The sequence below is a fragment of the Calditerrivibrio sp. genome, assembly GCA_026415135.1.
Classification (GTDB): domain Bacteria; phylum Chrysiogenota; class Deferribacteres; order Deferribacterales; family Calditerrivibrionaceae; genus Calditerrivibrio.
Genome location: JAOAHS010000032.1, coordinates 39,375 through 65,147 on the forward strand (window position 1 = coordinate 39,375; position 25,773 = coordinate 65,147).

A 25,773-nucleotide genomic window follows, 5' to 3' on the forward strand; every position below is an offset into this window, starting at 1 on the left:
TCTAAATTTGAAAATGGAGCTCTAAAATGAAGAATATACTTTCTCTAATACTGTTACTTTTGATTATGACTTTTAACATTCAAGCAAATGAAATTCTCCTAAAAGAAGGTAGCACAATCAGTGAATTAGTAATAAAAGTTTCGCCGGACTTAGTTAAGAATATCACTACAAAAGATAACATAGCCACTATATATTTTAACAAAAAATTCAATATCAATATCAAAGAATATAACAAAAAGGTAATCCAAGATATTATAAAAAATAACGACTCCCTAACTATTAAAGCCAACAGTTGGGCATCCGTTTTCGTAGCAAAAGAAAAAGATCAGCTTAGAATAGTCATAGCAAACACCCCCAAAAATGCTATACCTGTAAACATCAATACTGTATCAGCAGTACCAGTAGTTGATCAAACTTACAAAAACGAAGAGTCTGAAAAAATGCTAGACGATCTCAAACTAAAATTTAAAAAGGAGGATTACGACGCAGTTCTACAACTGAGCGATAAACTCATAGAAAAAAATCCATTGGATAAGTATGGAGAAGAAGCACTTTTCTATAAGGCACTTACCTATTATGAGCTTGGTAAAGACTCCGACAAAGCCCTATTTTCAGCATCAGCTCTTTTCGATGAATTCACAAGAAAATTCCCAAAATCCCGTTTACTCGGTGAAGCCATGTTAAAATCTGCTGAAACCAAAGAAAAACTTGGGTTTAAAAACGAAGCTGTCTTTATCTATCAAGAGATGACAAAAAACTTAAAAGATGAAAAATACCTCAATATAGCATACACAAAAGTAGGGCAGTTATACAATGAATTGGGACAACCAGATCGTGCATTAAAATATTTCACAGACTATATACAAAAAACCAAACCAGAAAACTCCCCAATATATGCCTATGTAGGTACTATCTATGCTCAAAAAAACGATTTCGCCAAGGCTGAAGAATTCTTTTCCAAATATAAACCCAAAAAGTTAGAAGATGTTCCAGCCGAAACCTTATACTGGATGGCTGAAACTTACAGACATAAAAACGACCTGGACAATGCTCTAAAAATTTTCACACTATTTTACAACAAATATCAAAACCATAACCTCACCGATATGGCCATGTATCAGGCTGCCGACATTTTATACAGAAAAGATAAAAAAGATATTGCTCTTGGTATATGGAAAGATACAAAAAACAGATTCCCGAACAAAAAAGGTGGTATTTTATCTGCAATCCGTGTTGCTGAGGAGACTTTAGACTCAAATGACCCAACTTTTTGGTCAGTGTATCTTAAAGATGCCATGGCCAACGATATAGATATAAATTTAGCAATGAAAGCCTCTACTTTACTAATCAAATCTATGATCAAACATAAAGAATTTGACGCAGCACTTAAGGAGATTTCTGTTTTTGAATCCAAATACCCCTCCACTAAGGAGGCAAAAGATCTGCTATCTATAAAAGAAGATATATATCACAATCTAATCAAAAACTCCTTCGAAAAAAAAGAATATAACAAAACCATTCAATATATAGACAAGATTATATCTGAATTTCCAAAAACAAAATATCTTAATGAAGTAATTTCCATAAAAGAGGAGATCGATTTTGACAAAATAAAGAACCTTTATAACTCAAAAAAATATTCAGAAGCACTAAAACAATTAGAATTTTACATGGCTTCCAACAAAAACCTTATCCATAAAGATAAATGGCAGACCCTTTGGGAGGATACCCTTTACAACTATACTATGGGCATGAAAAATGACCCGGTAAAGTTTGGACTTAATGCAAGGCAATTTATCTCCCTTTTCCCTAATAGTCAGAAAGCAACGGAATTAAAAGAGCTAATTAGCAAAAACATTCAGAAAGAGTTCGATGAAATAATAAAAAGCAAAGATTATTACAGCATCGTAGTCTTTTACCAGAAAAATAAAAATGAACTTGATCAAACATCAAAGAAAGATTACTATACAGCAAGAGTAGCCATCGCCTTATACATGATAGGTGAGAAGGATAAGGCAAAAAATCTAATTAATAACACCAAACATATTGATACCGAAGTCGAACTGGTAAAATTTATGCTTGGCCTAAATACAACAAAATTTAATATAAACAACTACAATGAAACCGATTTCCAAAAAATAATAGACGAACTGATAAACAAAGATCCATCAAAAGCATTCCAATTATCCTTGAATTATCAGAGAAATAAAACTCTTGGGGTAAAAAATGCCTTAGACTCCTTTGAAAAGCTGGATGAAAATACCAAAAGTAATAGTATAAAAACCCTTCTTACAAGCTTAGAAAAGCTACCTGATAACATAAAAAAATCGGCATTTAAAATATACTACCAAGCTGCAGAAAGAGATTTTCTTTCGAAAAACTACAACGGTGCCATCACCCATTATCAAAATTACCTAAAATTTGCACCCAAAAACGATCCCAACATGCAGGAAGCCCTTTATTTTTTAGGTAAATCCTATATAGCATTAAATAACAAAGACTTAGCCATAAAATATCTAACAGAGCTAACCAAGCAATACCCCAATAGCCAATACTCAAACTTGGCCAAAACAGAGATTGAGGATCTAAAGTGGAAGAGTCTAAAAAGATAGAACAGATAGAACTTTTAAGAAAAGCATTTGAAAGTTTTAACGAAGCCACAGAAAAATTACAGAAATCGTACAAAGAGCTCCAAGAAGAAGCGGAAAGACTCAGAATCCAATTAGAACAAAAAAATAAAGAGCTACAGGAGAAAACAGAACTACTTAATGCTGTTTTAATGAATGCATCAAGTGCCATTATTGTTACCGATGACTTAAACAACATAATACTGAAAAATAAATCGGCAGAGTCCATTCTTAACATTTTGTCAAATAACTTAATTTCAGAGATCTTCAAAAATAAAACTCCATCTGTAAATCTTTTAGAAAATAACGATAGGTATTATAATATAAGTACAGGCGTTTTCGATCTCTCAAACAAAAAAGGGTTTATATATATCATTGATGATATAACCAATATAAAAGAGATAGAAAAGGAACAAAGAAGAAATGAAAACCTAAAACTAATGGGTGAAATGGCTGCAGGTATTGCCCACGACATACGAAATCCTTTGGGTAGTATTGAGATATTTGCATCTCTACTCAAAAGAGATCTTGAAAACGACAAAGAAAAAAGCGCACTGCTCAACTCCATAATAAAAGGTGTAAAAACCATAAATAGTACCATAACAAACATTCTCCTTTTTACAAAAGAGATAAGGTTAAATAAAAAGATGACCTATATAGCGGATATAGTAGATGATGTAATACTTTTCATGAAACATCTCATGAATGAAAAAAAGATCCTATTCATAAACAAAATAGGAGAAGAAGATAAAATCTTTTGCGATGTGGAGCTAATTAAACAGGTAGTGATGAACGTCATTCATAACGCAATAGAAGCAGTCCCAACCGAAGGCAAAATATCTATATTTTCAGAAGAAACCGATGACAACTCGATAATCTACATAGAAGATAACGGACCCGGCATCCCCGCAGATTTTCTGGATAAAATCTTTTTACCTTTTCACTCAAAAAAAGCAAAGGGGACAGGCCTCGGCCTCTCCATCGTATACAAAATAGTTAAAGCACACAATGGAAACATTATACCAGTAAGCCAACCTGGGCAAACAATTTTTAAAATAATAATACCAAAGGGTGATAGATGATGAATAAAAAAGTCTTAATAGTTGACGACGACGACAATATGAGATCTGCAGTACAAACCACTTTGGAGAGGATGGGCATAGAAGTATACACCGCTGAAAACGGTAAAGAAGGTTTGGATATGGCAACATCACAATCTTTTGATCTCATTATAAGCGACATGAGAATGCCCATTATGGATGGAGAAACGATGTTTAAGATGTTAAAAAACGCAAGTGTTGAAACAAAGGTGTGTTTTATAACCGCCTATGGTACAGTAGAATCAGCAGTGAAACTCATAAAAGAAGGGGCTTTTGACTACATTTTGAAACCTTTTGCTCCAGAAGTATTGGAGGAACTTGTAAAAAGAGCATTCGAACTGGAATCTCACCCCCAGCTTATAGAAGATAAAAAAACAATTTTCCGAAGCCCTTATATGACCCAGATCTTTTCTATAGCAAAAGATGTAGCAGAGAGTGAAGCCACAGTTTTGATTACCGGAGAATCTGGAACGGGTAAAGAGGTGCTCGCAAGGTTCATCCACGAACACAGTAAAAGAAAAGGTGATTTCGTAGCTATAAACTGTGCAGCTATCCCCGAATCCCTTATAGAAAGTGAGCTTTTTGGATATGAAAGGGGAGCCTTCACTGGAGCAGTGAATAGAAAAGAAGGTAAATTTGAACTTGCAGAGGGTGGTACATTGCTTTTGGATGAAATAGGTGAGATCCCCATTAACCTTCAGGCTAAATTGTTAAGAGTTTTGCAGGAAAAAGAGATAGAGCGTTTGGGAGGCACTAAAAAACAAAAAGTAGACGTTAGGATAATAGCCACAACAAATCGAAACCTGAGGGAGGAAGTAAAAAATGGTAATTTCAGAGAAGATCTTTTCTATAGACTCAATGTCATCAACATAGAAATCCCTCCTTTAAGGGAGCGTAAAGAAGATATCGAACCGTTAACTCTTTTTTTCATAGACAAGTACTGCAGTATAAACAAAAAACCTCTAAAAAAACTGTCAAAGGACGCCCTTGAACTATTACTAAACTACGATTGGCCAGGTAACGTAAGAGAATTAGAACATACCATAGAAAGAGCAGTGATCCTCTCTAAGGATCATTTTATAACACCTTTAAACCTTTTCCTTCATGGTATAAGCATTAGTAGTTATAACGAATACCTTGCAAACCGTAGTAAACTAAAACCTGATGAAACAGTAGAGTCCAGACCACCAGAAGAGCCAAAGCAACCTATCTCCATCTCAGCCGGCATGACAATTGCAGATATGGAAAGAGAATTAATTTTAAACACCCTTAAGGAAACAAAAGGTAATAGAACAAAAGCTGCTGAGATATTAGGCATAACAGTAAGAACATTAAGAAACAAACTCCACGAATATAGAGAACAAGGTATCAATGTGGATGATTTTTTGATGGAAGATTAACTACTATATCTCCTCTGAATAACATAACAATAAAATAACAATGAAAATCTTAATAGCTACACCATCTAACATTGCAAAAAATCAAGAAAACTTTAAATTATTAAATAACTATTATGAAACTTATATAGAAGAGATGAAAAAGTTTCTTATAATAATCTCCTGTATGCTTTTATTAGATTTTGCCCATGCCATGGAAATTGAACAATACAAATGTATAGAAATAAAAACTGAGATTATAAACATTAAATACTCTGTTAAGAAGGAAAACACTGCTGAGTTCATACTTAAAGGCAATACCATAGAAAATCTGAAAATTAATATTGGAAATCTAAAACTCACCTATCGACAATCAAAAAAACTTGTAGAAGAAGGCAGAGATGAAAAAAAAGATCTTTTCGTAGTTGAGTGTTATGAACCATTTTTTGATGATGAACTATACATTTATAAAGTTAACCCCATTGAGTTTAATAGACACCTTAAAGAAAGAGAAAGAATGTATCATCTATCGAGGATTTCTCCTGTAATTACTCCCCAGCATCCCTTTTATCCCACTTTAAAAAAGGTTTCAAAGAAACTCAACATGAAAATTCCCCACAGAACATTCGTTATACTAAATACCTACGGAGATTTAACCCATGAATTTTTCTGCTACCTCGATAAAAACCCAAAGATGCCCAAAAAAAAATGAATAGGAAATACACACCTTCTACTGATGTGAACATCCAAAATATACAAAAGAAACAAAAATCGAAAAAAGATTTATAGTAATTTTTATTAACAACAAATTACACCAGAACATTATACTTGATTTTTACAAAATAACGTATAAAATAAAACATCATTTAAAAACAAGATTACACCATCAGGAGGCAATATGAAAGCGGTGTTTTGCAATGGTTTTGGACCAGTGGATGTTTTAGAAATTCGAGAAGTAGATATCCCAGAGCCAAAGGATAATCAGGTTTTAATAAAGGTTATGGCTTCTTCGATAAATAGACCGGATCTTGTCCAAAGAGAAGGGAAATATCCACCTCCCCCAGGTGAATCGGAGATATTGGGTTTGGAAGTTGCTGGGGTTATTGAAAAATTAGGTAAGGATGTAAAAGGATGGAATATAGGAGATAGGGTAATGACTCTTGTAGGTGGAGGGGGTTACGCAGAGTATGCTGTTGCTTATGCTAATCATCTTATAAAGATACCAGATTCTATGAGTTTTGAAGAAGCAGCATGTGTTTGTGAATCCTATATAACAGCTTTTCTAAATGTTTTCATGTTAGGCGAACTAAAAGATGGGGAAACCGTTCTTCTTCATGGCGGTGGTGGTGGTGTAAATACCGCTGGGATCCAGCTCGTAAAAGCTCTTGCCCCCAATTCCAAAATCATAGTCACAGCCTCTCCGGAAAAAATTGAAGGTGTTAAAAAATTAGGTGCCGATTTGGTTATCAATTTTAAAGAAACCTCAGACTTTAGCGAAATTGTCAAAGAATTTACCAACAAAAAAGGTGTAGATGTAATATTGGATCATGTAGGAGCAAAGTATTTAGACCCAAATATAAAATCTCTTGCATATGCTGGTAGACTTGTGATTATTGGTGTCATAAGTGGTATAAAAGCAGAACTCAATATAGGTCTCTTGATGGTAAAAAGACATAAAATTATCGGGTCGGTTTTAAGATCAAGGCCAATCCATGAAAAAGGGGAGATTGTATCAGAATTTACCCGAGTCGTCATTCCAAAATTTGCTGATAGAACAATTGTACCAATTATAAGTAAAGTATTCCCCCTTGAAGAGGTCAAAGCTGCCCATAAGATGATGGAAGATGATCTACATTTTGGTAAGATAGTATTAAAAATATCATAATTTAAGGGGCTTGATGCCCCTTTTCACTTCATCCTAAGTATTACCACCTTAATCAACTTGATAGCTAAAACAGATACAATGAGGTAAAGTAAAAAGATCACCACCCACATTTCAATAATTAATTTTGAAGAAGATATAATCTCCATACCCTGAAAGGTTAGTTCAGGGATAGCTACCACAGATGCTATCGCAGTATTTTTGATAATGGAGACCAGATGCCCCATCATAGCAGGTAAAACTGACTTCAATGCCTGAGGTATAACTACTTTTCTGTAGGTTTCTAATTTTGATAACCCCAAAGCATATGCAGCATCATACTGGGTCTTATCTACACTGTTTAATCCACCTTTTACAATTTCAGAAATATATGAGGCTTCATAGACACTTAATCCTACCACGGCAGATATAAACTGAACAATTAAACTTGAGGGTACAAATATTATTTCAAAAGTTTTATGGTAACTCAAAGGCACTAACATATCAAATGAAATAACACGAGCAAATAGATCTCCCACTAAAAAGTATGATATAAAAATAATAACAATAGGTGGTATATTCCTAATAAAATTAAAAAAAGTATCTAAAAAGTAAAAACTCACCCCTCTGTTTATGGACATTAGAAAACCACAAAAAAAACCCATAACAAAAGAAATTATTGTTATCCATAATGAAAGTTTTAAAGTATAAAACAACCCTTTAAGTATCAGCCCATACTCAAAACTATCACCATTGTAGTAATAAAAAAAGTCCTTAACCTCCCCCCATCTAAACTCATACTCAGTTTTAACATTTAAAGTATTAAAAAAACTTAAACACAAGATCAAAACAGTAATGATTACAAAGAGATCCGCAACAGTAAACTTGCTTAAAAAACGCTTCATTTAAACCTATTTCAGCAGAGACTCCCAATTTTTTGTTTCAAACCAGTAATGCTTCCTCTCTTCAAGCCACCCTTCAGCAGAAACCACTGTTATCCAGCTGTTTAAAAAGTTTAAAAACTCTTGATCACCTTTTCTCACAGCAAAACCTATCGGCTCTTTTGTAAAAGTCCCTTTTATAGGCAAATAAAGCTTTGATGGATGCTCAATTGCCAAAAATGCCGGTAAAGGAGCTGATGCCACAAGTGCCGTAGCCCTTCCATTTAGCAGTTCTTGGATAGCTTGGGCTTCGTCATCAAAAAGCTTTATCTGGGCTTTAGGGAAATACTTTTTAGCTACCTCTGCAGCTGTAGTTCCCATCCTTGCTACAATTATCGTATCTGGATTATTAAATCCTTCAAGTCCAGCAGCCTTCGTTTTGGCCCTATTGGCAACAATAGACATACCAGAATAGTCATATGGTATTGAAAAGTTCACCTTTAAGGCCCTCTCCGGTGTAATACCCATACCTCCGATAATAATATCGTATTTCCCCGTCAACAGTGAAGGTATGATGCCAGACCACTTAGTAGGTACAAACTCAGCTGTCACTCCCATATCCTTTGCAAGCCTCTTAGCCACATCAATTTCAAACCCTACCCAGTCACCAGATTTAGTTTGCATCGCCCATGGTACAAACGTAGACATACCTACTATCAACTTCCCCCTTTTTAAAACAGTATCAAGGGTACTTTGTTGAGCAAATAAATTAAATCCATTAGTAAACAAAAACAAAAGGAAGATAACAAGAAGTAAAACTTTTCTCATCTTTTCCACCTCATACTTTTTATTTCTAAAAATCTTACTAAAATAGTAATTATTATATTTATTATAAAATATAAAACAGCAACCGTCCACCAAATTTCAAATGTCAAAAACGATTCACTCACAGCTTTTTGGGCTTCAAAGGTGAGTTCATATATCGATATAACTGATAAAAGTGAAGAATCCTTCACAGTGGATACCACAATATTACCTAAAGGCGGAAGAACAACAGGGACTGTTTGGGGCAAAATTACCCTTCCAAATACCTGACATCTACTCAAACCAAGAGAGTACCCAGCAAGCCATTGCTCTTTAGATATGCCTCCAAATCCACCCCTTAAAATCTCTGCTACATAAGATCCCTCAAACAAAGCCAGTGTACCCACTGCTACCCAATAAGCACTTAAATTATAAATATGACCAACAATAAAATAGTTGATCAAAATCTGAATTATCAGCGGAGTATTTCTAAAGGAAAAAATATAGGCTTTATAGATTATTTGTAATGAACTTAAAGGGGAAAAACTTAATATTGCAGCAAAAGAACCCACCATTAAAGCACTAAAAATTGATAAAAAAGCAATCTCAATGGTCTTAAAAAAACCCTTGAGTAATTCACCACTGATGAATCGACCATATTCAAAATAACCCAACAATCTTGGAATCCTATACCAGTCCCATTTATAATCTACAAGAGTAGTCAAAAAATATAATGAAAATATAAGTATAAGGTAAGATAATATCCTTAATCCCAAATTTCTATTAATTGAAATCATCATAAAAGATCAATTTTTAGCAATAGCCTTTCTTAATGCTTCTTTAACATCCTGTAACTCGTATGGTTTTTTTAAAACAGCAGAAAAACCATAACTGTTAAAGTCCTTAAAAACATGATCTTCAGCATAACCACTTGAAACAATAGCTCTTATATTACTATCCATTTTTAAGAGCTCTTTAACTGTCTCCTGCCCACCCATACCACCAACAATTGTAATATCAAGGATAAAAACATCAATATTGATCCCCTTTGATTTCAATTCTTTATACATTTCAATGACCTCGTTCCCATTTCTACATAGATAAACCGTATGCCCCAACGTCTCCAACAGAATCTTACAAGAATCTAGAATAAGCTCCTCATCATCCATAACTAAAATATTTAGCTTATCATAGAACTCTATCGTTTTAGTAGCCGTATCAGTAGGTGCCCTATCTGTAGCAGGCAAATACACATCAAAAGTACTTCCAACACCAGGCGTTGATTTGATGTCAATATAACCATTATGCCTCTTAACTATATTATAACATATCGCCAAACCAAGCCCCTTCCCTTTTTTCTTCGTAGTAAAATAAGGCTCAAATATTCTCTTCAAATGTTCTTCTGGAATACCACAACCGGTATCAGTTATCGATACCTTGACATACTCACCATCTAACAGTGTAATAGCACTATCACCATTTTTGTGTATATATTTAGAAACCTCCACAGTAATTTCACCTTTATCAGACATAGATTGTCTTGCATTAATCAAAATGTTTTCGAAAACCTGGGATATCTGGTGTTCATCAGCCAAACAATACAAAACATCATCATTAATTGTCAGCTTATACCTTACTGCTGATCCGGACAAAACAAAAGGTACAATATCTGTAATTAACCTCTTTATATTCACCACAGTAATATTGGGTTCTCCACCTTTTGAAAAAGTTAACAATTGGTTTGTTAATGCTTTTGCTCTTTCAAAGCCATTGCGTGCTTTTTCTATTAGATCATCGATCATGTTAGGATCTTTCATCAATCTAATCATCTCAATGTAGTTCCAAATCCCAGCTAAGAGATTATTAAAATCATGGGCTATTCCACCAGCTAATATCCCAATCGACTCTAATCTCTGGGCCTGCTGAATAGCTTCCTGGTATTTTATAGTAGAAGAAATATCCTTCATTGTTCCAAATATGTGCAACTCACCTGCAATATCCATGTAAACACCCTGATCATGGATATAAGCATAAGAACCATCTTTTTTTCTGAGCTTATACCTGCAATCAAACTTTGTATTATTAGGCTTTGGGTTCTGAACTATCGATAAAGCTACATCCCTATCCTCAGGATGTAATAATCTAATAAAATCATTCACATGGGTTTTTTCAAATTCTAATTGTTCTATACCTAAAATATCTTTGATGGCCCCACTTCTTTTTACAATACCTGTTTTCATATTATAATCATATACAATCTGATCACTGTACTCTAAAACAATATTGTACATGTTATTTAATTCATTCAGCTTCTCAAGATACCTGTTTTTCTCCTCCATCTCTTTTTTCAATATCTCATTCCTTTTGGAAATAACCATTATCCCCAAAGCAAATCCTACTGTCAATATGAATATCATCACCTGTAAAGTATACTTACGCCATAAAATATTTTCATAAAAACTATCTTTTTCAATCTTTACAGTATACCCTAAAAAAACCTTATTAACATCATAAAGTGGTAAAAAGATAAGTACATTATTGTTAGAATTTAGTACATATTCTCTGGGTGGTAAGAGCTGTAAGCTCTTCGTTGTATCATTTATATAGATGTCTTTATTTAATTCTGAATACTTTTTATTGTAGTAAAACCCTTTTGCAAACGATGCCTCTTCATACAGTTTTTTAAAAACCTCCTCCTTCATGACCTTGACGGCCTCTTTATAAACCAAAAGAAAAAACCTACCGCTAAGCTCTCTGTTTATATAATTTAATATAAAATCGGTATTTAATCCCAAGTCCACAACCCCCAAAAAAATACCTTTATAGAATATAGGATAAGCTACTCTATAAGCAATCTCATGCTTACCAGTTTCAAGACCAGTAGTCTTAACATGATTATCTATTGCATATGACACAACAGTTCTGATGGACTTGATATCATCCCCATACACATCTGGCAAATGTAATCTTAAAAAACTATACCCATCTTTATCTATGATATGAATCTGGGTATAACCCTTTTCATTAATTTTATTAAACACAGGTAACAGTTTATTATAGATATATTCCCTTGTATCATCCTTACCTCTTTCCAAAATTAACGCACTGTACAGTTTTGCAAGTAACTCAGAGTCTCTTAAAATATATGAATCAAACACAATATCAGAAATGTTATAAAAATCTTTAACAATTGTATTAAATTCAAGGTAAAACTTATTAATTAGTTGTTGATTATATCTACTTAAATCGTTTTTAGTTAAAGATTCTACGATATAACCTGTCAATATATTCGACACCAAAATAAATAATATCCAAAAAATTATCCTTTTCATATTAAAATTATAAAATCTATACCACAAAAATCAACAAAATTATAAAGAAATCAAAAATAAAAAAACCTTAGACCTTGAAAATTGAGTGAGTTTCTGTTATTATAAAATAATGAAGGTAATTTTTGATCTCGACAACACCATCTATCCCCCAGAGTCTGGCTTACTAAAAAACGTCGATCTAAAAATAAATACTTTTATGCAAGAAATACTGGGTATACCATCTTACATCGTGGATAACCTCAGACAAGAATATAGAAAAATCTATGGAATTACCCTCAAAGGGCTTATGATACATCACAATGTAGATCCATATCAATATTTAGATTTTGTTCACAACCTGGATTATCACCTACTACTTAATCCTGACCCATTACTTTACGAGATATTGTCCTCAATAGATGCAGAAAAATACATTTTTACCAATGGATCCAAAAAACATGCAATAAATGTTCTAACTGCTCTTGGCATCCTTGATCTTTTCCACGACATTTATTCCATTGAAGACCTTTCATTTAAACCCAAACCATCTTTTGAAAGTTTCGAAGAATTTATTAAACTTACAGAGATAAACCCTTACGAAAGTTACTTTATAGACGACATGCCAGAAAACATAGAAGCAGCAAAAAGAATAGGATTTAAAACAGTCTTAGTAGGCAACGAACACTGTGAAAATGCAGATATCACAATAAAATCGATATATGAAGTAAAAATATGAAGGTGAGATATTTTTATGGTAAAAAAAGACTTGATTGATATTTACGGGTACTTTTCCCACAATTTAAGAACCTGTACTTCGACAATTGTAGCCACTCTTGAAGCTTTGAAAACAGGTATAATTTCTATAGATGATGAAGAGATGAATAGCGTATATGAATCAGCATACATCATCGACATACTGGATGTATCACTTAATATCTTGATAGACCACATATTACAAAAAAAGATCTACGATTCAGAATATGAAGTAAATATAAAAACCATAGTAGAAAAATTTTTAGAAGAACAAAAAAGCTTGATCACACTTCAAGAAGTTACTGTAAATATAGAAGCCGTTGATTGTAGAATTTCGAAAAGTGGCTATATTTTAAAATATCTACTCCAACTTATTATTTTTGAAGTAATAAAGATCTCTTCCAATAACCTTGAGATAGAAATCTCACAAAAATCTCTAAACATATCCATAGAAGAAGCAAGAGATGCTTTTCCAAACATATTCAAAATAATAAAAGATATCTTTTCTAAACATGGGATAACCTTCGAGTATACAAAAAATAATCTAATTGTGGAGTTTTAGATGAAAGTGCTACTTGCTGACGACGAGCTTAGACTTAGAAAAGTGGTTGTATTACACCTTAAAAAAGCTGGGTTCGATGTAATAGAAGCCAGTAATGGGAAGCAGGCATTGGAGCTTGCCATCAAATCGAATCCTGAGATCATCGTTTTAGACATAATGATGCCTGAGATGGATGGAATAACCACCTGTAAAGAACTAAGGAAACATGAGGAGTTTAAGTCAATACCGATCATCATGCTCACCGCAAAAGCCACAGAACAGGATATCAAAATAGGTAAAGAAGCTGGAGCAAACGAGTATCTCACAAAGCCATTTAGCCCAAAAGAGCTTGTTGACAAGATTATGGAGCTAAAAAAACAATGATCAATGTTGCTTTTTTTGGGAACCAAGAATTAAACAACAGAATAAAAGAATCCCTCAAGCAATACGTTCAGTCAGTAATCTCCACTAAAGCTGATGTTTTCCTAATATCTATAGAAACCCTCAATGATTTTAACGGTATACCAAAACAGTTTGACAAACCATCTTTACTTTATCTTAAAAGTAATGACCAAAAAATAATAAACCTTATAAAAAACTACAGTTTTTCTGGTATCTTACCTGCATCAGCCAACAACGATGTGTTGTTGAAAAAACTGATATCCATCAAAGACGCAGAGCTTGGCAAAACCATCAATGAAACTGAGGTTTTAAGAGCAAAAATTTTAGCAAAAGCAGAAAATATCCCCCCTTTACCCCTTGTAGCCCAAGAGCTTTTAAAACTAACCCGAAGTGATGAAACGTCCTTGAAAAAGATAATTGATAAAATCAAAACTGATCAAGGTATTTCATCAAAGGTTTTAAAGCTGATAAATTCACCCTTTTATGCTCTCAGGAAGGAGATCACAAGTATAGATCAAGCATCCATGCTTCTTGGTACGAATTCCATAAAAAACCTTATCCTTTCGGTCTCCATAGAAGATTTCTACCATAAAAATTTCTCCCTGTACGGAACAAATGGAACAAAACTTTGGGAACACGCATACAACACCGCCCTTATTACAGAATTCATAGGGAAAAAATGTAAAATGGACACAGATGCTTGCTATTTGGCTGGGTTGATGCACGATATAGGGAAGATAGTATTAGTGGACTTTCTCTTAAAAGAGGTACAATCATCAGAAGATGAAAAAAACCAGGTTGGTCTAACCCACGAAGAGGTTTCCGCAATTATCCTTGAAAAATGGGGATTAAGTAAAAGCATTATAAAAGCAGTCAGGGACCATCACACTAAAACAGAAGATACCTTTTCAACCATATTATACTACTCAAACCTCTTAGATAAAAACAGATATGAATCAGATAGCTTTATAGATGAAATAAAACTTCAATTAAAAATAGATATATCAGAACTTACAAATATCCTCAAAAAGGCTGAAGATGTTGACACTGCACAATGAATTAGCACTTGCCTTAATCTCAGAAACAAAAACAGACTTCATAAAACATTTAGAAAAATACTTAAGTGCAAACAATATAAAAAAGTATATAATTTGGGACATAACCAACAAAATTGCTACAATAAACAGCGCAACAATAGATACAGGTGATTTAACCTTTTGTGATCTTATAGATTTAAATTACTACAATGACAACAAAACCGTATGCTTTACCAATGGGATAGAGATATACACTACTTTTTTTTTAGAACATAAAGATAATATACTACTCGGTTTATCAATCTGTGAAGAGGTAGAACCAGATATAATAAACCCAAATCTCATCACCATACTATCCTCAAAACTTTATGATCTTAACGCAGCAGAAGTAAGAACCAGTATTTTTATAGAGTATCAAAAGAAGATCGACTTTATTAAGAGATCCAGCAACATATTAAAATTACTTGATTTTGAGTCTATCTACACAAAGTCCCTTAGTTTTTTTATGGATATATTTGAATCCCAAGCAGGCTTTCTCATACATCAAGGTGAATTTTATTCGATCGGTCTAACAAAGGAAAATATTAAGGACTCCATATTCATATCCGATGAACCTCTTTTGGACTATATAAATAGAATAGAACATACAGAATTTGTGGAAAATGAGTTAACATCAGACAAATATCTTATAAATAACATGTTTTTGATATTTGAGGAAAAATTAAATCTTAAAATTGCTTTGTTTAATATTTCAACTCACTTTTATCCAGATAAAGAGTTTTCAGAAATAGTATCCCACATCACCTCCATAGCAATAGAAAACGCCATAAACCACCAAAGAGAACTAACACTAAAGCTAGAAGAAAACGAAATGAAAACTACCGCAGATATTCTCAATAGATTTGTAAAAAAGGAGATTGAGCATAGTTGCAACAAATATGATATATTTGGAGTAAGTTATCCTGCAAAACAAGCTGGTGGTGATTTTTTAAGTATTGTAAATGAAGATGAGCATATCATGGTATGTCTTGCTGATGTATGTGGAAAAGGTTATTCAGCTGCCGTTATTACAGTAGCCATGTCCACAATATTTGAACTTTATACTGGTTTTAACATTAAAAGCCCCTCAAACTTTGCTCAGTACCTTTCACATTTTTTATTAAACAAAAATTTAGATGGCAGATTTGTTACACTTTTTGTTTGTTGCATTGATAAAAGCACAAATATTATGAGCTACATATCATTAGGTCATGAACCAATCTTTATCCGAAGAAATGATCAGATCCTGCAAATTCCATCAGAATATATGCCTGCAGGAATAATCATCGAAGACTATAAGGAAAAAACATTTCCCCTTGAAACAGGAGACCATATCTTCATTTACTCAGATGGTCTTGTAGAATATACAGATTATGATGATATACAAAAGATATTATCGAGCTCCAAAAGCTCTCCCAAAGAGTTCATTAAAAACCTTTACCACGAACTTGTAACAGACAAAGATCACCAGATGGATGATTTTACATGCATTAAAATAGTTTTAAAGGGGTAGCACTTGGAAGATAAATCTAAACAGATACAAAAGATGTTTGACAATATTGCACCTAAATATGATCTATTAAATCGACTTTTAAGTTTTAGAAGAGATGTTTACTGGAGAAAAAAAGCAATCTCTTTACTGAATATTAAGGATGATATGCTCATATTGGATCTTGCCTGCGGTACAGGGGATATGACCGTCGAACTAAAGAAAAAATATAAAAGTATTAAAGTGATAGGCACAGACTTTAGTAAGAATATGTTAGATCTTGCAAAATCAAAAGTCAATAATGCTGCATTGGTAAATGGTGATGCTCATTTTTTACCATTTAAGGATCAGACTTTTGATAGAGTTATGATAGCTTTTGGGTTTAGAAATGTTGTGAGAAAAGACGTTGGCTTAATAGAAATCTACAGGGTATTAAAACCGGGTGGAGTACTTTGTATCTTAGAATTCTCCCAACCCGAGGGGACCCTTTTTTCCAAAATCTACAGACTATATTTTTTAAAGATACTACCTCTTATAGGCGGACTAATCTCAGGCAACAGAAGTGCCTATAGCTATCTACCAGAATCCGTATATCAGTTTCCTAATAAAACCGATTATAAAACGATGATCACAAATGCCGGATTTAGAAGAGTAGATTTTAACTACATGACATTTGGTATATGCAATGCAGCTATATGCTATAAATAAACAAAAGGAGTTTTTATGGCTTATAAAGATCTTAGAGAGTTCATAGATCTGCTGGAAAAAGAGAAAGAACTTATCAGGATAAAGCAGGAATGCGACCCTATCTTGGAGATAACAGAGATAACAGATAGAGTATCCAAAAATTATGGCCCAGCACTACTTTTTGAAAAGCCTAAAGGGTCAGAACATCCCCTCTTGATAAATACCTTTGGATCCACCAAGCGAATGAACATGGCCTTAGAAGTAGACTCCTTGGATGAGCTTGGTGAAAGAATCATAAACCTCATTGACAGAAATGTTCCCCAAAACTTTATCGATAAGATGAAATCCCTTCCTATGCTCTTTGAATTGAATCAGATATTCCCCAAAATAGTCAAAAGCGGACCCTGCAAAGAGGTAATTTTAAAAGATGATGAGGTAGATCTTTTTAAATTCCCTATATTACAATGCTGGCCTAAAGACGCCGGAAGATTTATCACGCTACCAAACATTTTTACAAAGGATCCTGAGACAGGCACAAGAAACTGTGGTATGTACAGGATGCAGGTATATGATAAAAAGACCACTGGTATGCACTGGCATATCCACCATCATGGAGCAGAACACTATAGAAAAGCTAAGAAGATGGGGTTAAAGAGGCTTGAGGTAGCTGTCTCTTTGGGTGCAGATCCTGCAGTCATCTATTCAGCCACAGCACCAGCACCAGATGGCATAGATGAGATGCTACTGGCTGGATTCATAAGAAAAAAACCTGTAGAACTTGTGAAATGTGAAACAGTAGACTTAGAAGTTCCTGCAAATAGCGAAATAGTCCTCGAAGGCTACGTAAATATAGATGAATTAAGACTCGAAGGACCTTTTGGAGATCATACAGGCTATTATTCCTTAGCAGATATGTACCCGGTTTTCCACGTCACATGCATCACCCACAGGAAAAACGCCATATACCCCACAACAATAGTGGGCAAACCACCTATGGAAGATTGTTATATGGGTGTAGCCACAGGTAGAATATTCCTACCACTGCTAAAGAAACAGGTTCCTGAGATAGTCGATATGGCTCTACCTTTAGAAGGGGTATTCCATAACATCATGTTTATATCCATCGATAAAAAATACCCAATGCACGCAAAGAAGATTATGAACTTTGTATGGGGTACAGGTCAGATGATGTTCACTAAGATGATCGTAGTAGTAGATAAAGATGTGAATGTTCACAATACCTCCGAAGTCCTCTGGAGACTTGGTAACAACGTTGACTGGAAAAGGGATATCGTCATAATGGAAGGACCACTGGATGCCCTTGACCATTCATCCCCTTATGCTTTCTGGGGAGCAAAGATTGGTATAGATGCCACAAAAAAATGGTCATCAGAAGGTCATCTTAGGGAATGGCCTGAAGATATCGTCATGACAGAAGAGATAAAAAAGCTGGTAGATAGTAAGTGGAAAGATCTGGGATTATAGAAAGATTTTTAGACTATTTAGACAAAGAGTTTCCTGATGCAAACTGCGAATTAAAGCACAAAAATGTATATGAACTTACCATAGCCACAATACTTAGCGCCCAATGTACCGATGAGGTGGTAAATAAGGTAACACCTCATCTTTTTTCCCAATTTCCAGACTTCCCCAGTCTCGCTTCTGCAGATATAGATGTGGTAAAAGCGATCATCAAGCCCACAGGCTTTTTCAACAACAAAGCAAACTCAATTATCAACCTTGCCAAAATAATAACTAAAGAACACAAGAATATCCTACCACTAAATATGGCTAAACTTGTGAAACTCCCCGGCATAGGTAGGAAAACAGCAAATGTAATTTTAGGGGAATACAGTTTCCCTGTGGGTATTGTAGTGGATACTCACGTATCGAGAATAAGCAAAAGGTTAGGACTAACTAACCATCAGGACCCATTAAAAATAGAAAAAGACTTAATGGCACTTATACCCCAGCATAAGTGGAGAAAAGTATCTCATCAGATGATACATTTTGGCCGCAAAGTCTGCAAAGCAAGAAAACCCCTGTGCAGTGGTTGCGGAATGAACAGCGACTGCATTTACATTTCAAACAATTCCAACCACCTTTAGCTGAATATACCTGTTTCCATTATACTCATTAAAATCTAAGTTTGCTACAATATCCAAAGTAGAATCTATCCTATTTTCATCTCCATTAAACCACACCCCTCTAAACCTTTGGCCATTCTGCTGAAGGTTTAATGATAGATGTTCCCCAGTACCAATCTTTCTAAAGTCCAATAGCTCAACATTTTTGAAAAGAAACCTCGGATTTTCGTTGCCATACCCAAAAGGCTCCATCTTTTTTATAAACTCTACAAGTCTCTCATTCAGATCGGAAAAACTTAAAGCAAGATCATAGCTTACCTTTGTATCAGAAAACTCCACGTCTTTCAGCATACGATGAAAAACAGATTTAAACTTTTCAAAATTCTTTTCATATACTGAAAGCCCACAAGCTTTTGTATGGCCACCATATTTTATCATCAGGCCGGGATATACTTTATCTATTTCGGATAAAAACCCAAAAAGATCTACACCATCAGCCGTTCTACCAGAGCCACTTATTATACCATTATCATCCTCTTTATCCACATTAGTACCAAAAAGGATCACAGATGTATTATATCGTTCGACAAGCCTTGAAGCAACAATACCTATTACACCTTTATTCCAGTGTTTCTGGTAAAGACATATCCCATTACCATCTGTTTCTTCCATCATAGAAATGGCTTCCTCAAAAATCTCATCGCACTCCTTTTTTCTTGCCTCGTTAAGTTCATCAAGCTTTGATGCAAGTACTTTTGCGTCTGTCTCATCCTCACATACTAAAAGATGATAACTTGTATCAGCTATATCAAGTCTACCACTTGCATTTATCCTTGGTCCCAAAACGAACCCAAGATGATAACTCCCCACATCTCCCTTAAGTCCTGCTACCGCCATCAAAGATTTAACACCTAGAGAAGGATTACTATTGATCACATCCAACCCATACTTGACCAATATTCTGTTGTCACCCACCAAAGGTACAATATCCGCTACAGTGGCAAGGGCAACAAGATCGAGATACTTTTTAAGATCCACCCCATTACCTATCACATTTTTTATCATATGAATGAGCTTAAAAGCCACTCCACAACCACACAAATAATAATCCCCCCTATCAGCTGACGCTGTTAATTTAGGGTTTATAATTATATCTGCGTTAGGTACATCATCTAAAGGGAGATGATGATCAGTTATGACTACAAAAACACCTTTGCTCCTCAGATATTCCACCTCCTTTCTCGAACTTATACCACAATCAAATGTAATTAAAAAATCAAAGGGATCTTTGTCCCATTCTTCTTCAATTCTCTTTATATTTAGCCCATACCCATCCTTAAACCTGCTGGGTATAACTACTCTATAGTTTTTTATACCGATCTCCGACAAAAACTTTGAAAAAAGGACAGAAGAGGTCACACCATCCACATCATAATCGCTGTAGATAACTATACTTTTGGCCTTTTTAAGCTTATTCAGAATTTTTCCAGCTACATCCTTTGAAATAAGTTTTTCAGATTTTTCCAGATATTTTGGATGTGGGTTTAAATAAGCAGTTGTATCAATGATGCCCCGTCTTTTTAAAATCTCCTCTATAATCTCTTCAGGCTTTCTCATAGCTACATCATTTTTATAAAAAGATCCTCAAGATTTGTCTTTATCGGGTTTATATCTATGATTTCCGCAGACATAGACTTTATTTTGTCCATGACTTCCATGAAATCCTCCTTTGATACATCTATAGCTACAATATCGCCACCGATATCCTTGTATTCAAATCCCTTACCCTCTATTTTATCTTTTTTTACAATAATACTAAAACCAAAAGTGCTTAAATGCTTTATCTCTAAGCTATCAAGCTGCTTTATTACCTTTCCAGATTTTATCATTACAACTTTTGTGCAAATCTCCTCAATATCAGGTATTATGTGGGAACTAAAAAATATAGTTACCCCTCTACTGTTTAAATCTTTCATCACCTGTTTAAACAAAATACGCCCCAATGGATCAAGACCACTCATAGGTTCATCAAGGATAAGCAACTTAGGTTCGTGCACTATACTTGATGCAAATCCTATCCTTTGTACCATTCCTTTACTATATTTCCTGATCTGCTTCTTCGCAGAATCCTTCAATTCAAACAACTCCAAAAGCTCCCAGGCCTTTTTTTTGGCTTTTTCAATATCCAACTTATACATCCCAGCAGTGAGCATCAAAAGATCAAAACCGGTAAGGTTGTCATAATATTGCGGGTTCTCTGGCATAAAACCAACTGCTATCCTTGCTCTAAAATCCTCTACAGGTACTCCAAACATCCTGGCTTCACCAGAGTCAGCCCTGATTAAATCCATAAGGATTTTAATCGTAGTACTCTTACCTGCCCCATTAGGCCCTAAAAAGCCATATATCTCCCCCTCTTCCACAGAAAAAGTAAGGTTATCCAGAGCCTTAATCCCTTTCCCTCTTAGTTTAAAACTTTTACAAAGATCTTTTATCTCAATAGCACCCATAATATCACCCTTAATTTTTATGACTTAGAAATGCCATCTTACTTGTCGTCCTAACTTTACCATTATCATCTATATAAAATTTACCACCATAAGGGTCAACAGGAATAGCAGTTAAATATTTTAATTCTACAAGTCTCTCCAATGTAGGTATATCTTTGTGATTCTCCTGATACTTTTTAAGTGCTATCTCAATCTCATATATAGCCTCAAGAGCCTTTAATCTTGTCTCATACTGTTTTTTGATCTCCTCTTTTCTTGTCATTTTTATCATTGTTTTCAAATAACTTATCCCTAACGCAGTCTCCCCTCCTTCATAAAGATACCTTGCAGCAAGGTTTGCAAAAAGTGGTGACCCTGAAAGCTCAGAAGCTTTTTGATAATATACTGAAGCAGTCTTATAATCTTTTAGGAAATAGGCATTATTAAACCCCAAATAAAAAGGTATTTTAAAATCCCATGATCTATACTTAAAAACATATTCCAATATCCTATTTACCTCTCTAACCCTACCTATATCCCAAGTAAACGTAGCCTGTGCAAAATAATAAATATCTTCGTTGTAAGGGTTTAGTAAAACTGATGTCTCGACTGTCCTATATAGGTTATAATATTCGACCTCATCAAATCTCCCCCTGATTAAAAACTCCACCTTACCACCATAGTAAACAATAGATTTAAATGACAAATAATCCCCCAAAAACCATCTGTATTCCCCCACCAAAGCCTTATAAAGCCTACCTGATGGGGTATATCCAAGTTTTTGTATAGTAGATTTTTGCTTCATAAGGTTATGGTAGTCAGGGATATAGAAAATATACACCACTATTAAAAGAAATAGCGACAAGAGATATCCCCTGTAACCAGACATATTAATATAGATCCCTTTTATTAAATATTATTATAGCAGACACCAAAACTATCGAAGTATAAATAACAAAATATATCAGCATCCCTGTCAACATTCCCTGTTCTAACGGTAAAGAATAACTTGCATAAGCGGTATAGTCAAAAGATGAAAAGTTTGGAAAAGTATAATATGCAAATATGACAGTGTTTTTTATAAAAAGATTGAAGTCACTCCCCTCTTTGGTAACAAAATCAAACATCCCTTGGGTAGCATTACCTATGAGATACACTGCCATTGTCAAAAAAATCGGTGTAAAGAATGATGTAGAAAATGAGGCAAACAAAAAAGTAAAGGAAAGCAACAAAGTATATTTCAAAAAAGTAGCAATATAAGCAATAAATACCTTATCCCATTGAAGTGGTAGATCCGACTTATAAAGACTGGCGGAAATTTTTATAGTAAAATAACCCAAGATAGCATTAACTATAGTAATTATTAGCAACACCAAAACAATCGCAACAAACCTCTGTAAAAGATAGTTTGTCCTTGAGATAGGGTAACTAACGACTGTATATGTATATTTCCTTTCTATATCTCTCCATATTGTAATTGTTCCCCCAAATATGGCCATGAGTAACAAAATAAAAGAATTTAAAGACAACGACATCGTAATAGATATCTCCTGCAACTGCCTCATAGAAAAATAGCTAAAAATCGGTACAAAGGCGTAAAGACCAATAAAACAAATAAGCACTATAATCATTCTATCAAAAAAAAGTGATTTTAGCGTATACCTCAATAAAGACATGTTGTACTCCCCAGTGTATTCTTTGAGCTTTAGAATAATATTAGCCCCATATTTCATTGTCAAGTTTTTATTAGGGTGACTTTATCTTTTTACTCATTACTTCATCTAACCTTTTCATAAGTTCATTTATTTTATCCTCATCTGGAAGCAGGTTATAAAACTCCACGTAGCTTTTAGAAAACTTAAGCCTCGAATTAATAGCAAAAAGGAAAAAGGCAGCATCACTCATAGGATAATACCTTATCGATTTTTTATAATAAGTCTCTGCTATATCATATTTCCTACCCAAAGTATACCAAAAACCCAACATAGTATAATAGTACCAGATCTCTTTTTTTGACAATTGCTCCGTTGTTAACTTTATAAGCCTTTCTGACTCTCCGGAGTCAAAACTGATTAGTTTATTGTATATATCCTCATTAGCTGTAGATTTTGTCAAATATAGTTTATCACCAAAGATCTTTTTGATAATATCTTTTTGTTTTTTCATCAGATAAACCTCTTTAGATTTATAACCAAATATCGACTCATTCAGCTTGAATACCGCCTCATAATTATCTTTTTTATAAAATTCAATCAATATAGGATATTCATACGAAAGAAAGACAAAGAGCACCGTAGTAACAATAAACATAACCGATTTAACACAAATAATAAAGGTTTTGCAGCCCCTGTTACACTCATTGTTCTGTTTTACCATATACTTTTGGGGGTCAAAAAGTTTTGATAAAAAAACTGCAAACAAGACCCCGATCAAAGGGTACCTGAATTCCCACTCAAAAAAGAATTGAACAAGGTAAAGGATTATCAAAGCTAAGAAAGGTAGCTTATAATTTTTTACCCCCTTTAAATTAGTAAGCCCCTTATAAAATGCATATAAAATCAAGAAAAAAAATAAAAGACCACCTTCAACAAGTATTTGTAAAAACTCATTATGACCATAAGTAAAGTTACCTAAATTTTCATAACTAAAACCTGTTATCTCTATTGCCTTTAACTGATAAGGGTAATTAAAATACTTAAAATTTTCAAACCCCCACCCTAAAATAGGTTTTTCCAAAAACATAAAAAGCTGTGCAAGCCAAATATTTAACCTCGAATCTATAGAAGAAAGCTGGTTCATAGAATCCTGAATAGTTTTAAAAACAACATCATGATCCGACAAGAATTGATAGACTATAAACATAAAAATGTAGCAAGTCAAAAATGAAACATTGTATTTCCATAACCTGTTGTTCTTTTTATAATTAATATAAATTATTAAAAGAATAGCCAGCAATACACCTAAAAAAGAGGCTCTTGAGGTAGTCATTATTCCCACATAAGCAAAATATAATTTCAAGAACATTATATACCATCTATACCTGACATCTTTTTTATGATTATAAAAATAAAAAAGGAGTAATAAGCCAGTATTGATAAAAAGTGCACTAATATTTTGCTGATGCAAGAATCCATTAGCCGTATTTGATTTCAAATAAATCAATGGAAACAACAAGGTAATATCGGAATCGATAACATAATAATTTATCAATACTAACGTAGTATGTAAAAACGAGATTAGTAAAATAATTTTAAGGGACAAAACCTTGTTTGCCCAGTTTAAGAATATGAATAATAGAGACACCACATAAAAAATAAATATTAGAGTATCAACTTTGTACTTACTAACAATTAAGTTGATTGAAAAAAGGGTTAACAGAAGAGATAATGATTTGATATTTAGAACTATATTCCGGCTTTTAAAAATAAAAAATGTACCCAATAAAAAAACTAAAAAAAAGTTAAAACCAAGACTATTATAAAAAAAATCATTTGCTATAAAAAGATATAAGCAAATAAAAATAATAAAGGGGCCCACAGCCCCTTTATTATGATTTCTAAACATCAGATACTATATTTAAAGTTTGCTCCAGCCGGAGATATCAGCAGCACCTTCTGTTATTTCTCCCAAGGTATTTGTAGCACCAAGTGACTGACCCTTATAAGTGTCATTTTCTTTGTAATAAATAGAGGTTGTATTATTAGTGGTAGCAAACACTCTATTACCTGATGAATGCTTTGTGGCTAACCCATAATTTAACTGGCCTGTGTCAACCCCATAGGCAACATCAACATTTTGCGAAGGTTTAGCTGAAATATTCTGGATATTTGTATCCACATTTAATGCCGCAGTTACAAAACTTGAAAGAGCCAAAACTAATCCAATTACTAATGATCTTTTCATAACTACCCCCTATAAATTATAGATCTGTCGGATATTTTTGATTATCAGCAAAATAGGATTCAAGAGATGTCTTGATATTCCTTAAGTCGCTCTGGGCAGCACTGTTGTAAGATTTTGTCCTGTAACTAGCAAATTGTGGTATCGCAATAGCTGCTAATATTGCAATGATTGCTACTACTACAAGTAGCTCGATGAGGGTAAAACCTTTTTTTACCGTCTTCATAGATCTACCTCCTTATTTTGATGGATATCAACATGCAAATAAAATGCCATCAATCTTACGTCAAAACAACCATTTTATAGAGCGATTTAATAGAATGCATGAATACCAAACTTAACATTTTTGTCAAATAACATAACAAAATAGTAACATACAAAGGCTTGAC

Annotated in this window: 23 protein-coding genes and 1 pseudogene; 13 read left to right on the forward strand and 11 right to left on the reverse strand. The window is 33.9% G+C overall.

Features of this window, described 5'->3' with window-relative positions; all coding sequences use genetic code 11:
- The first annotated feature begins 26 nt into the window (after positions 1-26).
- From N3C60_05985 to N3C60_06005, 5 genes are all read left to right on the forward strand, one after another.
- Entirely contained in the window at positions 27-2,612 is a 2,586-nt protein-coding gene (locus N3C60_05985) for a tetratricopeptide repeat protein (GenBank protein ID MCX8084455.1), read from the forward strand.
- On the forward strand, positions 2,591-3,709 hold the full coding sequence (locus tag N3C60_05990; GenBank protein ID MCX8084456.1) for an ATP-binding protein: 1,119 nt from the start codon (positions 2,591-2,593) through the stop codon (positions 3,707-3,709). Before N3C60_05985 ends, N3C60_05990 begins: the two co-directional genes overlap by 22 nt.
- Entirely contained in the window at positions 3,706-5,127 is a 1,422-nt protein-coding gene (locus N3C60_05995; protein ID MCX8084457.1) for a sigma-54 dependent transcriptional regulator, read from the forward strand. Before N3C60_05990 ends, N3C60_05995 begins: the two co-directional genes overlap by 4 nt.
- A gap of 40 nt (positions 5,128-5,167) precedes the next feature.
- Positions 5,168-5,815 (forward strand): hypothetical protein, encoded by a 648-nt coding sequence (locus N3C60_06000; GenBank protein ID MCX8084458.1) that lies wholly within the window; start codon positions 5,168-5,170, stop codon positions 5,813-5,815.
- A 186-nt stretch (positions 5,816-6,001) separates the two neighbouring features.
- The gene (locus N3C60_06005; protein MCX8084459.1) at positions 6,002-6,988 is read left to right on the forward strand and encodes an NAD(P)H-quinone oxidoreductase; all 987 of its coding nucleotides are present in this window, start codon (positions 6,002-6,004) and stop codon (positions 6,986-6,988) included.
- A gap of 23 nt (positions 6,989-7,011) precedes the next feature.
- Here N3C60_06005 and N3C60_06010 read toward each other — a convergent pair whose 3' ends face one another.
- From N3C60_06010 to N3C60_06025, 4 genes are read right to left on the reverse strand one after another with little or no spacing between them, the layout of a single operon-like run.
- On the reverse strand, positions 7,012-7,869 hold the full coding sequence (locus tag N3C60_06010; protein ID MCX8084460.1) for an amino acid ABC transporter permease: 858 nt from the start codon (positions 7,867-7,869) through the stop codon (positions 7,012-7,014).
- A gap of 6 nt (positions 7,870-7,875) precedes the next feature.
- A complete protein-coding gene (locus N3C60_06015) occupies positions 7,876-8,673 on the reverse strand; it encodes a transporter substrate-binding domain-containing protein (protein MCX8084461.1) in 798 nt (265 codons plus the stop codon).
- Positions 8,670-9,449, reverse strand: coding sequence for an amino acid ABC transporter permease (locus tag N3C60_06020; GenBank protein MCX8084462.1), 780 nt, complete (start codon positions 9,447-9,449; stop codon positions 8,670-8,672). Before N3C60_06020 ends, N3C60_06015 begins: the two co-directional genes overlap by 4 nt.
- Before the next feature lie 6 nt (positions 9,450-9,455).
- Complete coding sequence (locus tag N3C60_06025; protein ID MCX8084463.1) at positions 9,456-11,981, reverse strand: ATP-binding protein; 2,526 nt, start codon at positions 11,979-11,981, stop codon at positions 9,456-9,458.
- Between the two features lie 109 nt (positions 11,982-12,090).
- Between N3C60_06025 and N3C60_06030 the strand changes: the two genes are divergently transcribed.
- From N3C60_06030 to nth, 8 genes are read left to right on the forward strand one after another with little or no spacing between them, the layout of a single operon-like run.
- Positions 12,091-12,696, forward strand: coding sequence for a pyrimidine 5'-nucleotidase (locus tag N3C60_06030; protein MCX8084464.1), 606 nt, complete (start codon positions 12,091-12,093; stop codon positions 12,694-12,696).
- Positions 12,697-12,711: 15 nt separating this feature from the next.
- Positions 12,712-13,275, forward strand: a complete 564-nt coding sequence (locus tag N3C60_06035; GenBank protein ID MCX8084465.1) for a hypothetical protein — start codon at positions 12,712-12,714, stop codon at positions 13,273-13,275.
- Entirely contained in the window at positions 13,276-13,638 is a 363-nt protein-coding gene (locus N3C60_06040) for a response regulator (protein ID MCX8084466.1), read from the forward strand.
- Positions 13,635-14,714, forward strand: coding sequence for an HDOD domain-containing protein (locus N3C60_06045; GenBank protein ID MCX8084467.1), 1,080 nt, complete (start codon positions 13,635-13,637; stop codon positions 14,712-14,714). The genes N3C60_06040 and N3C60_06045 overlap by 4 nt, the downstream gene beginning before the upstream one ends.
- The gene (locus tag N3C60_06050; GenBank protein ID MCX8084468.1) at positions 14,695-16,245 is read left to right on the forward strand and encodes a SpoIIE family protein phosphatase; all 1,551 of its coding nucleotides are present in this window, start codon (positions 14,695-14,697) and stop codon (positions 16,243-16,245) included. Before N3C60_06045 ends, N3C60_06050 begins: the two co-directional genes overlap by 20 nt.
- Positions 16,246-16,248: 3 nt before the next feature.
- Positions 16,249-16,929 carry a bifunctional demethylmenaquinone methyltransferase/2-methoxy-6-polyprenyl-1,4-benzoquinol methylase UbiE gene (ubiE, locus tag N3C60_06055; protein MCX8084469.1) on the forward strand — a complete coding sequence of 227 codons (681 nt, stop codon included), beginning with the start codon at positions 16,249-16,251 and terminating at the stop codon, positions 16,927-16,929.
- A 15-nt stretch (positions 16,930-16,944) separates the two neighbouring features.
- Complete coding sequence (locus N3C60_06060; protein MCX8084470.1) at positions 16,945-18,393, forward strand: menaquinone biosynthesis decarboxylase; 1,449 nt, start codon at positions 16,945-16,947, stop codon at positions 18,391-18,393.
- Positions 18,372-19,016, forward strand: a complete 645-nt coding sequence (gene nth / locus N3C60_06065; GenBank protein ID MCX8084471.1) for an endonuclease III — start codon at positions 18,372-18,374, stop codon at positions 19,014-19,016. Before N3C60_06060 ends, nth begins: the two co-directional genes overlap by 22 nt.
- Here the strand turns inward: nth and recJ are convergent.
- The 7 genes and pseudogenes from recJ to N3C60_06100 all read right to left on the reverse strand — a co-directional run bounded on the left by recJ (position 18,993) and on the right by N3C60_06100 (position 25,610).
- Positions 18,993-20,612 carry a single-stranded-DNA-specific exonuclease RecJ gene (recJ, locus tag N3C60_06070; protein ID MCX8084472.1) on the reverse strand — a complete coding sequence of 540 codons (1,620 nt, stop codon included), beginning with the start codon at positions 20,610-20,612 and terminating at the stop codon, positions 18,993-18,995. The genes nth and recJ overlap by 24 nt on opposite strands.
- A 2-nt stretch (positions 20,613-20,614) precedes the next feature.
- The gene (locus tag N3C60_06075; protein ID MCX8084473.1) at positions 20,615-21,505 is read right to left on the reverse strand and encodes an ABC transporter ATP-binding protein; all 891 of its coding nucleotides are present in this window, start codon (positions 21,503-21,505) and stop codon (positions 20,615-20,617) included.
- A 10-nt stretch (positions 21,506-21,515) separates the two neighbouring features.
- Complete coding sequence (locus N3C60_06080; protein MCX8084474.1) at positions 21,516-22,289, reverse strand: hypothetical protein; 774 nt, start codon at positions 22,287-22,289, stop codon at positions 21,516-21,518.
- Positions 22,290-22,374: 85 nt separating this feature from the next.
- Positions 22,375-23,160: an ABC transporter permease gene (locus tag N3C60_06085; protein MCX8084475.1), complete on the reverse strand. Its 786-nt coding sequence runs from the start codon at positions 23,158-23,160 to the stop codon at positions 22,375-22,377.
- A 70-nt stretch (positions 23,161-23,230) separates the two neighbouring features.
- A complete protein-coding gene (locus tag N3C60_06090; GenBank protein ID MCX8084476.1) occupies positions 23,231-24,508 on the reverse strand; it encodes an O-antigen ligase family protein in 1,278 nt (425 codons plus the stop codon).
- 552 nt (positions 24,509-25,060) lie between these two features.
- A complete protein-coding gene (locus tag N3C60_06095) occupies positions 25,061-25,387 on the reverse strand; it encodes a hypothetical protein (GenBank protein MCX8084477.1) in 327 nt (108 codons plus the stop codon).
- A gap of 109 nt (positions 25,388-25,496) precedes the next feature.
- Positions 25,497-25,610, reverse strand: a pseudogene (locus tag N3C60_06100) (prepilin-type N-terminal cleavage/methylation domain-containing protein).
- Positions 25,611-25,773: the final 163 nt, after the last annotated feature.

What these genes read in the sequence shown, in the direction of transcription:
- N3C60_05985 (MCX8084455.1), top strand. Translation starts at nt 27, where the DNA reads ATGAAGAATATACTTTCTCTAATACTGTTACTTTTGATTATGACTTTT.
- N3C60_05995 (MCX8084457.1), top strand. Translation starts at nt 3,706, where the DNA reads ATGATGAATAAAAAAGTCTTAATAGTTGACGACGACGACAATATGAGA.
- N3C60_06000 (MCX8084458.1), top strand. Translation starts at nt 5,168, where the DNA reads ATGAAAATCTTAATAGCTACACCATCTAACATTGCAAAAAATCAAGAA.
- N3C60_06005 (MCX8084459.1), top strand. Translation starts at nt 6,002, where the DNA reads ATGAAAGCGGTGTTTTGCAATGGTTTTGGACCAGTGGATGTTTTAGAA.
- N3C60_06010 (MCX8084460.1), bottom strand. Translation starts at nt 7,869, where the DNA reads ATGAAGCGTTTTTTAAGCAAGTTTACTGTTGCGGATCTCTTTGTAATC.
- N3C60_06015 (MCX8084461.1), bottom strand. Translation starts at nt 8,673, where the DNA reads ATGAGAAAAGTTTTACTTCTTGTTATCTTCCTTTTGTTTTTGTTTACT.
- N3C60_06020 (MCX8084462.1), bottom strand. Translation starts at nt 9,449, where the DNA reads ATGATGATTTCAATTAATAGAAATTTGGGATTAAGGATATTATCTTAC.
- N3C60_06025 (MCX8084463.1), bottom strand. Translation starts at nt 11,981, where the DNA reads ATGAAAAGGATAATTTTTTGGATATTATTTATTTTGGTGTCGAATATA.
- N3C60_06030 (MCX8084464.1), top strand. Translation starts at nt 12,091, where the DNA reads ATGAAGGTAATTTTTGATCTCGACAACACCATCTATCCCCCAGAGTCT.
- N3C60_06035 (MCX8084465.1), top strand. Translation starts at nt 12,712, where the DNA reads ATGGTAAAAAAAGACTTGATTGATATTTACGGGTACTTTTCCCACAAT.
- N3C60_06040 (MCX8084466.1), top strand. Translation starts at nt 13,276, where the DNA reads ATGAAAGTGCTACTTGCTGACGACGAGCTTAGACTTAGAAAAGTGGTT.
- N3C60_06045 (MCX8084467.1), top strand. Translation starts at nt 13,635, where the DNA reads ATGATCAATGTTGCTTTTTTTGGGAACCAAGAATTAAACAACAGAATA.
- N3C60_06050 (MCX8084468.1), top strand. Translation starts at nt 14,695, where the DNA reads ATGTTGACACTGCACAATGAATTAGCACTTGCCTTAATCTCAGAAACA.
- N3C60_06060 (MCX8084470.1), top strand. Translation starts at nt 16,945, where the DNA reads ATGGCTTATAAAGATCTTAGAGAGTTCATAGATCTGCTGGAAAAAGAG.
- recJ (MCX8084472.1), bottom strand. Translation starts at nt 20,612, where the DNA reads ATGAGAAAGCCTGAAGAGATTATAGAGGAGATTTTAAAAAGACGGGGC.
- N3C60_06075 (MCX8084473.1), bottom strand. Translation starts at nt 21,505, where the DNA reads ATGGGTGCTATTGAGATAAAAGATCTTTGTAAAAGTTTTAAACTAAGA.
- N3C60_06080 (MCX8084474.1), bottom strand. Translation starts at nt 22,289, where the DNA reads ATGAAGCAAAAATCTACTATACAAAAACTTGGATATACCCCATCAGGT.
- N3C60_06085 (MCX8084475.1), bottom strand. Translation starts at nt 23,160, where the DNA reads ATGTCTTTATTGAGGTATACGCTAAAATCACTTTTTTTTGATAGAATG.
- N3C60_06090 (MCX8084476.1), bottom strand. Translation starts at nt 24,508, where the DNA reads ATGTTCTTGAAATTATATTTTGCTTATGTGGGAATAATGACTACCTCA.
- N3C60_06095 (MCX8084477.1), bottom strand. Translation starts at nt 25,387, where the DNA reads ATGAAAAGATCATTAGTAATTGGATTAGTTTTGGCTCTTTCAAGTTTT.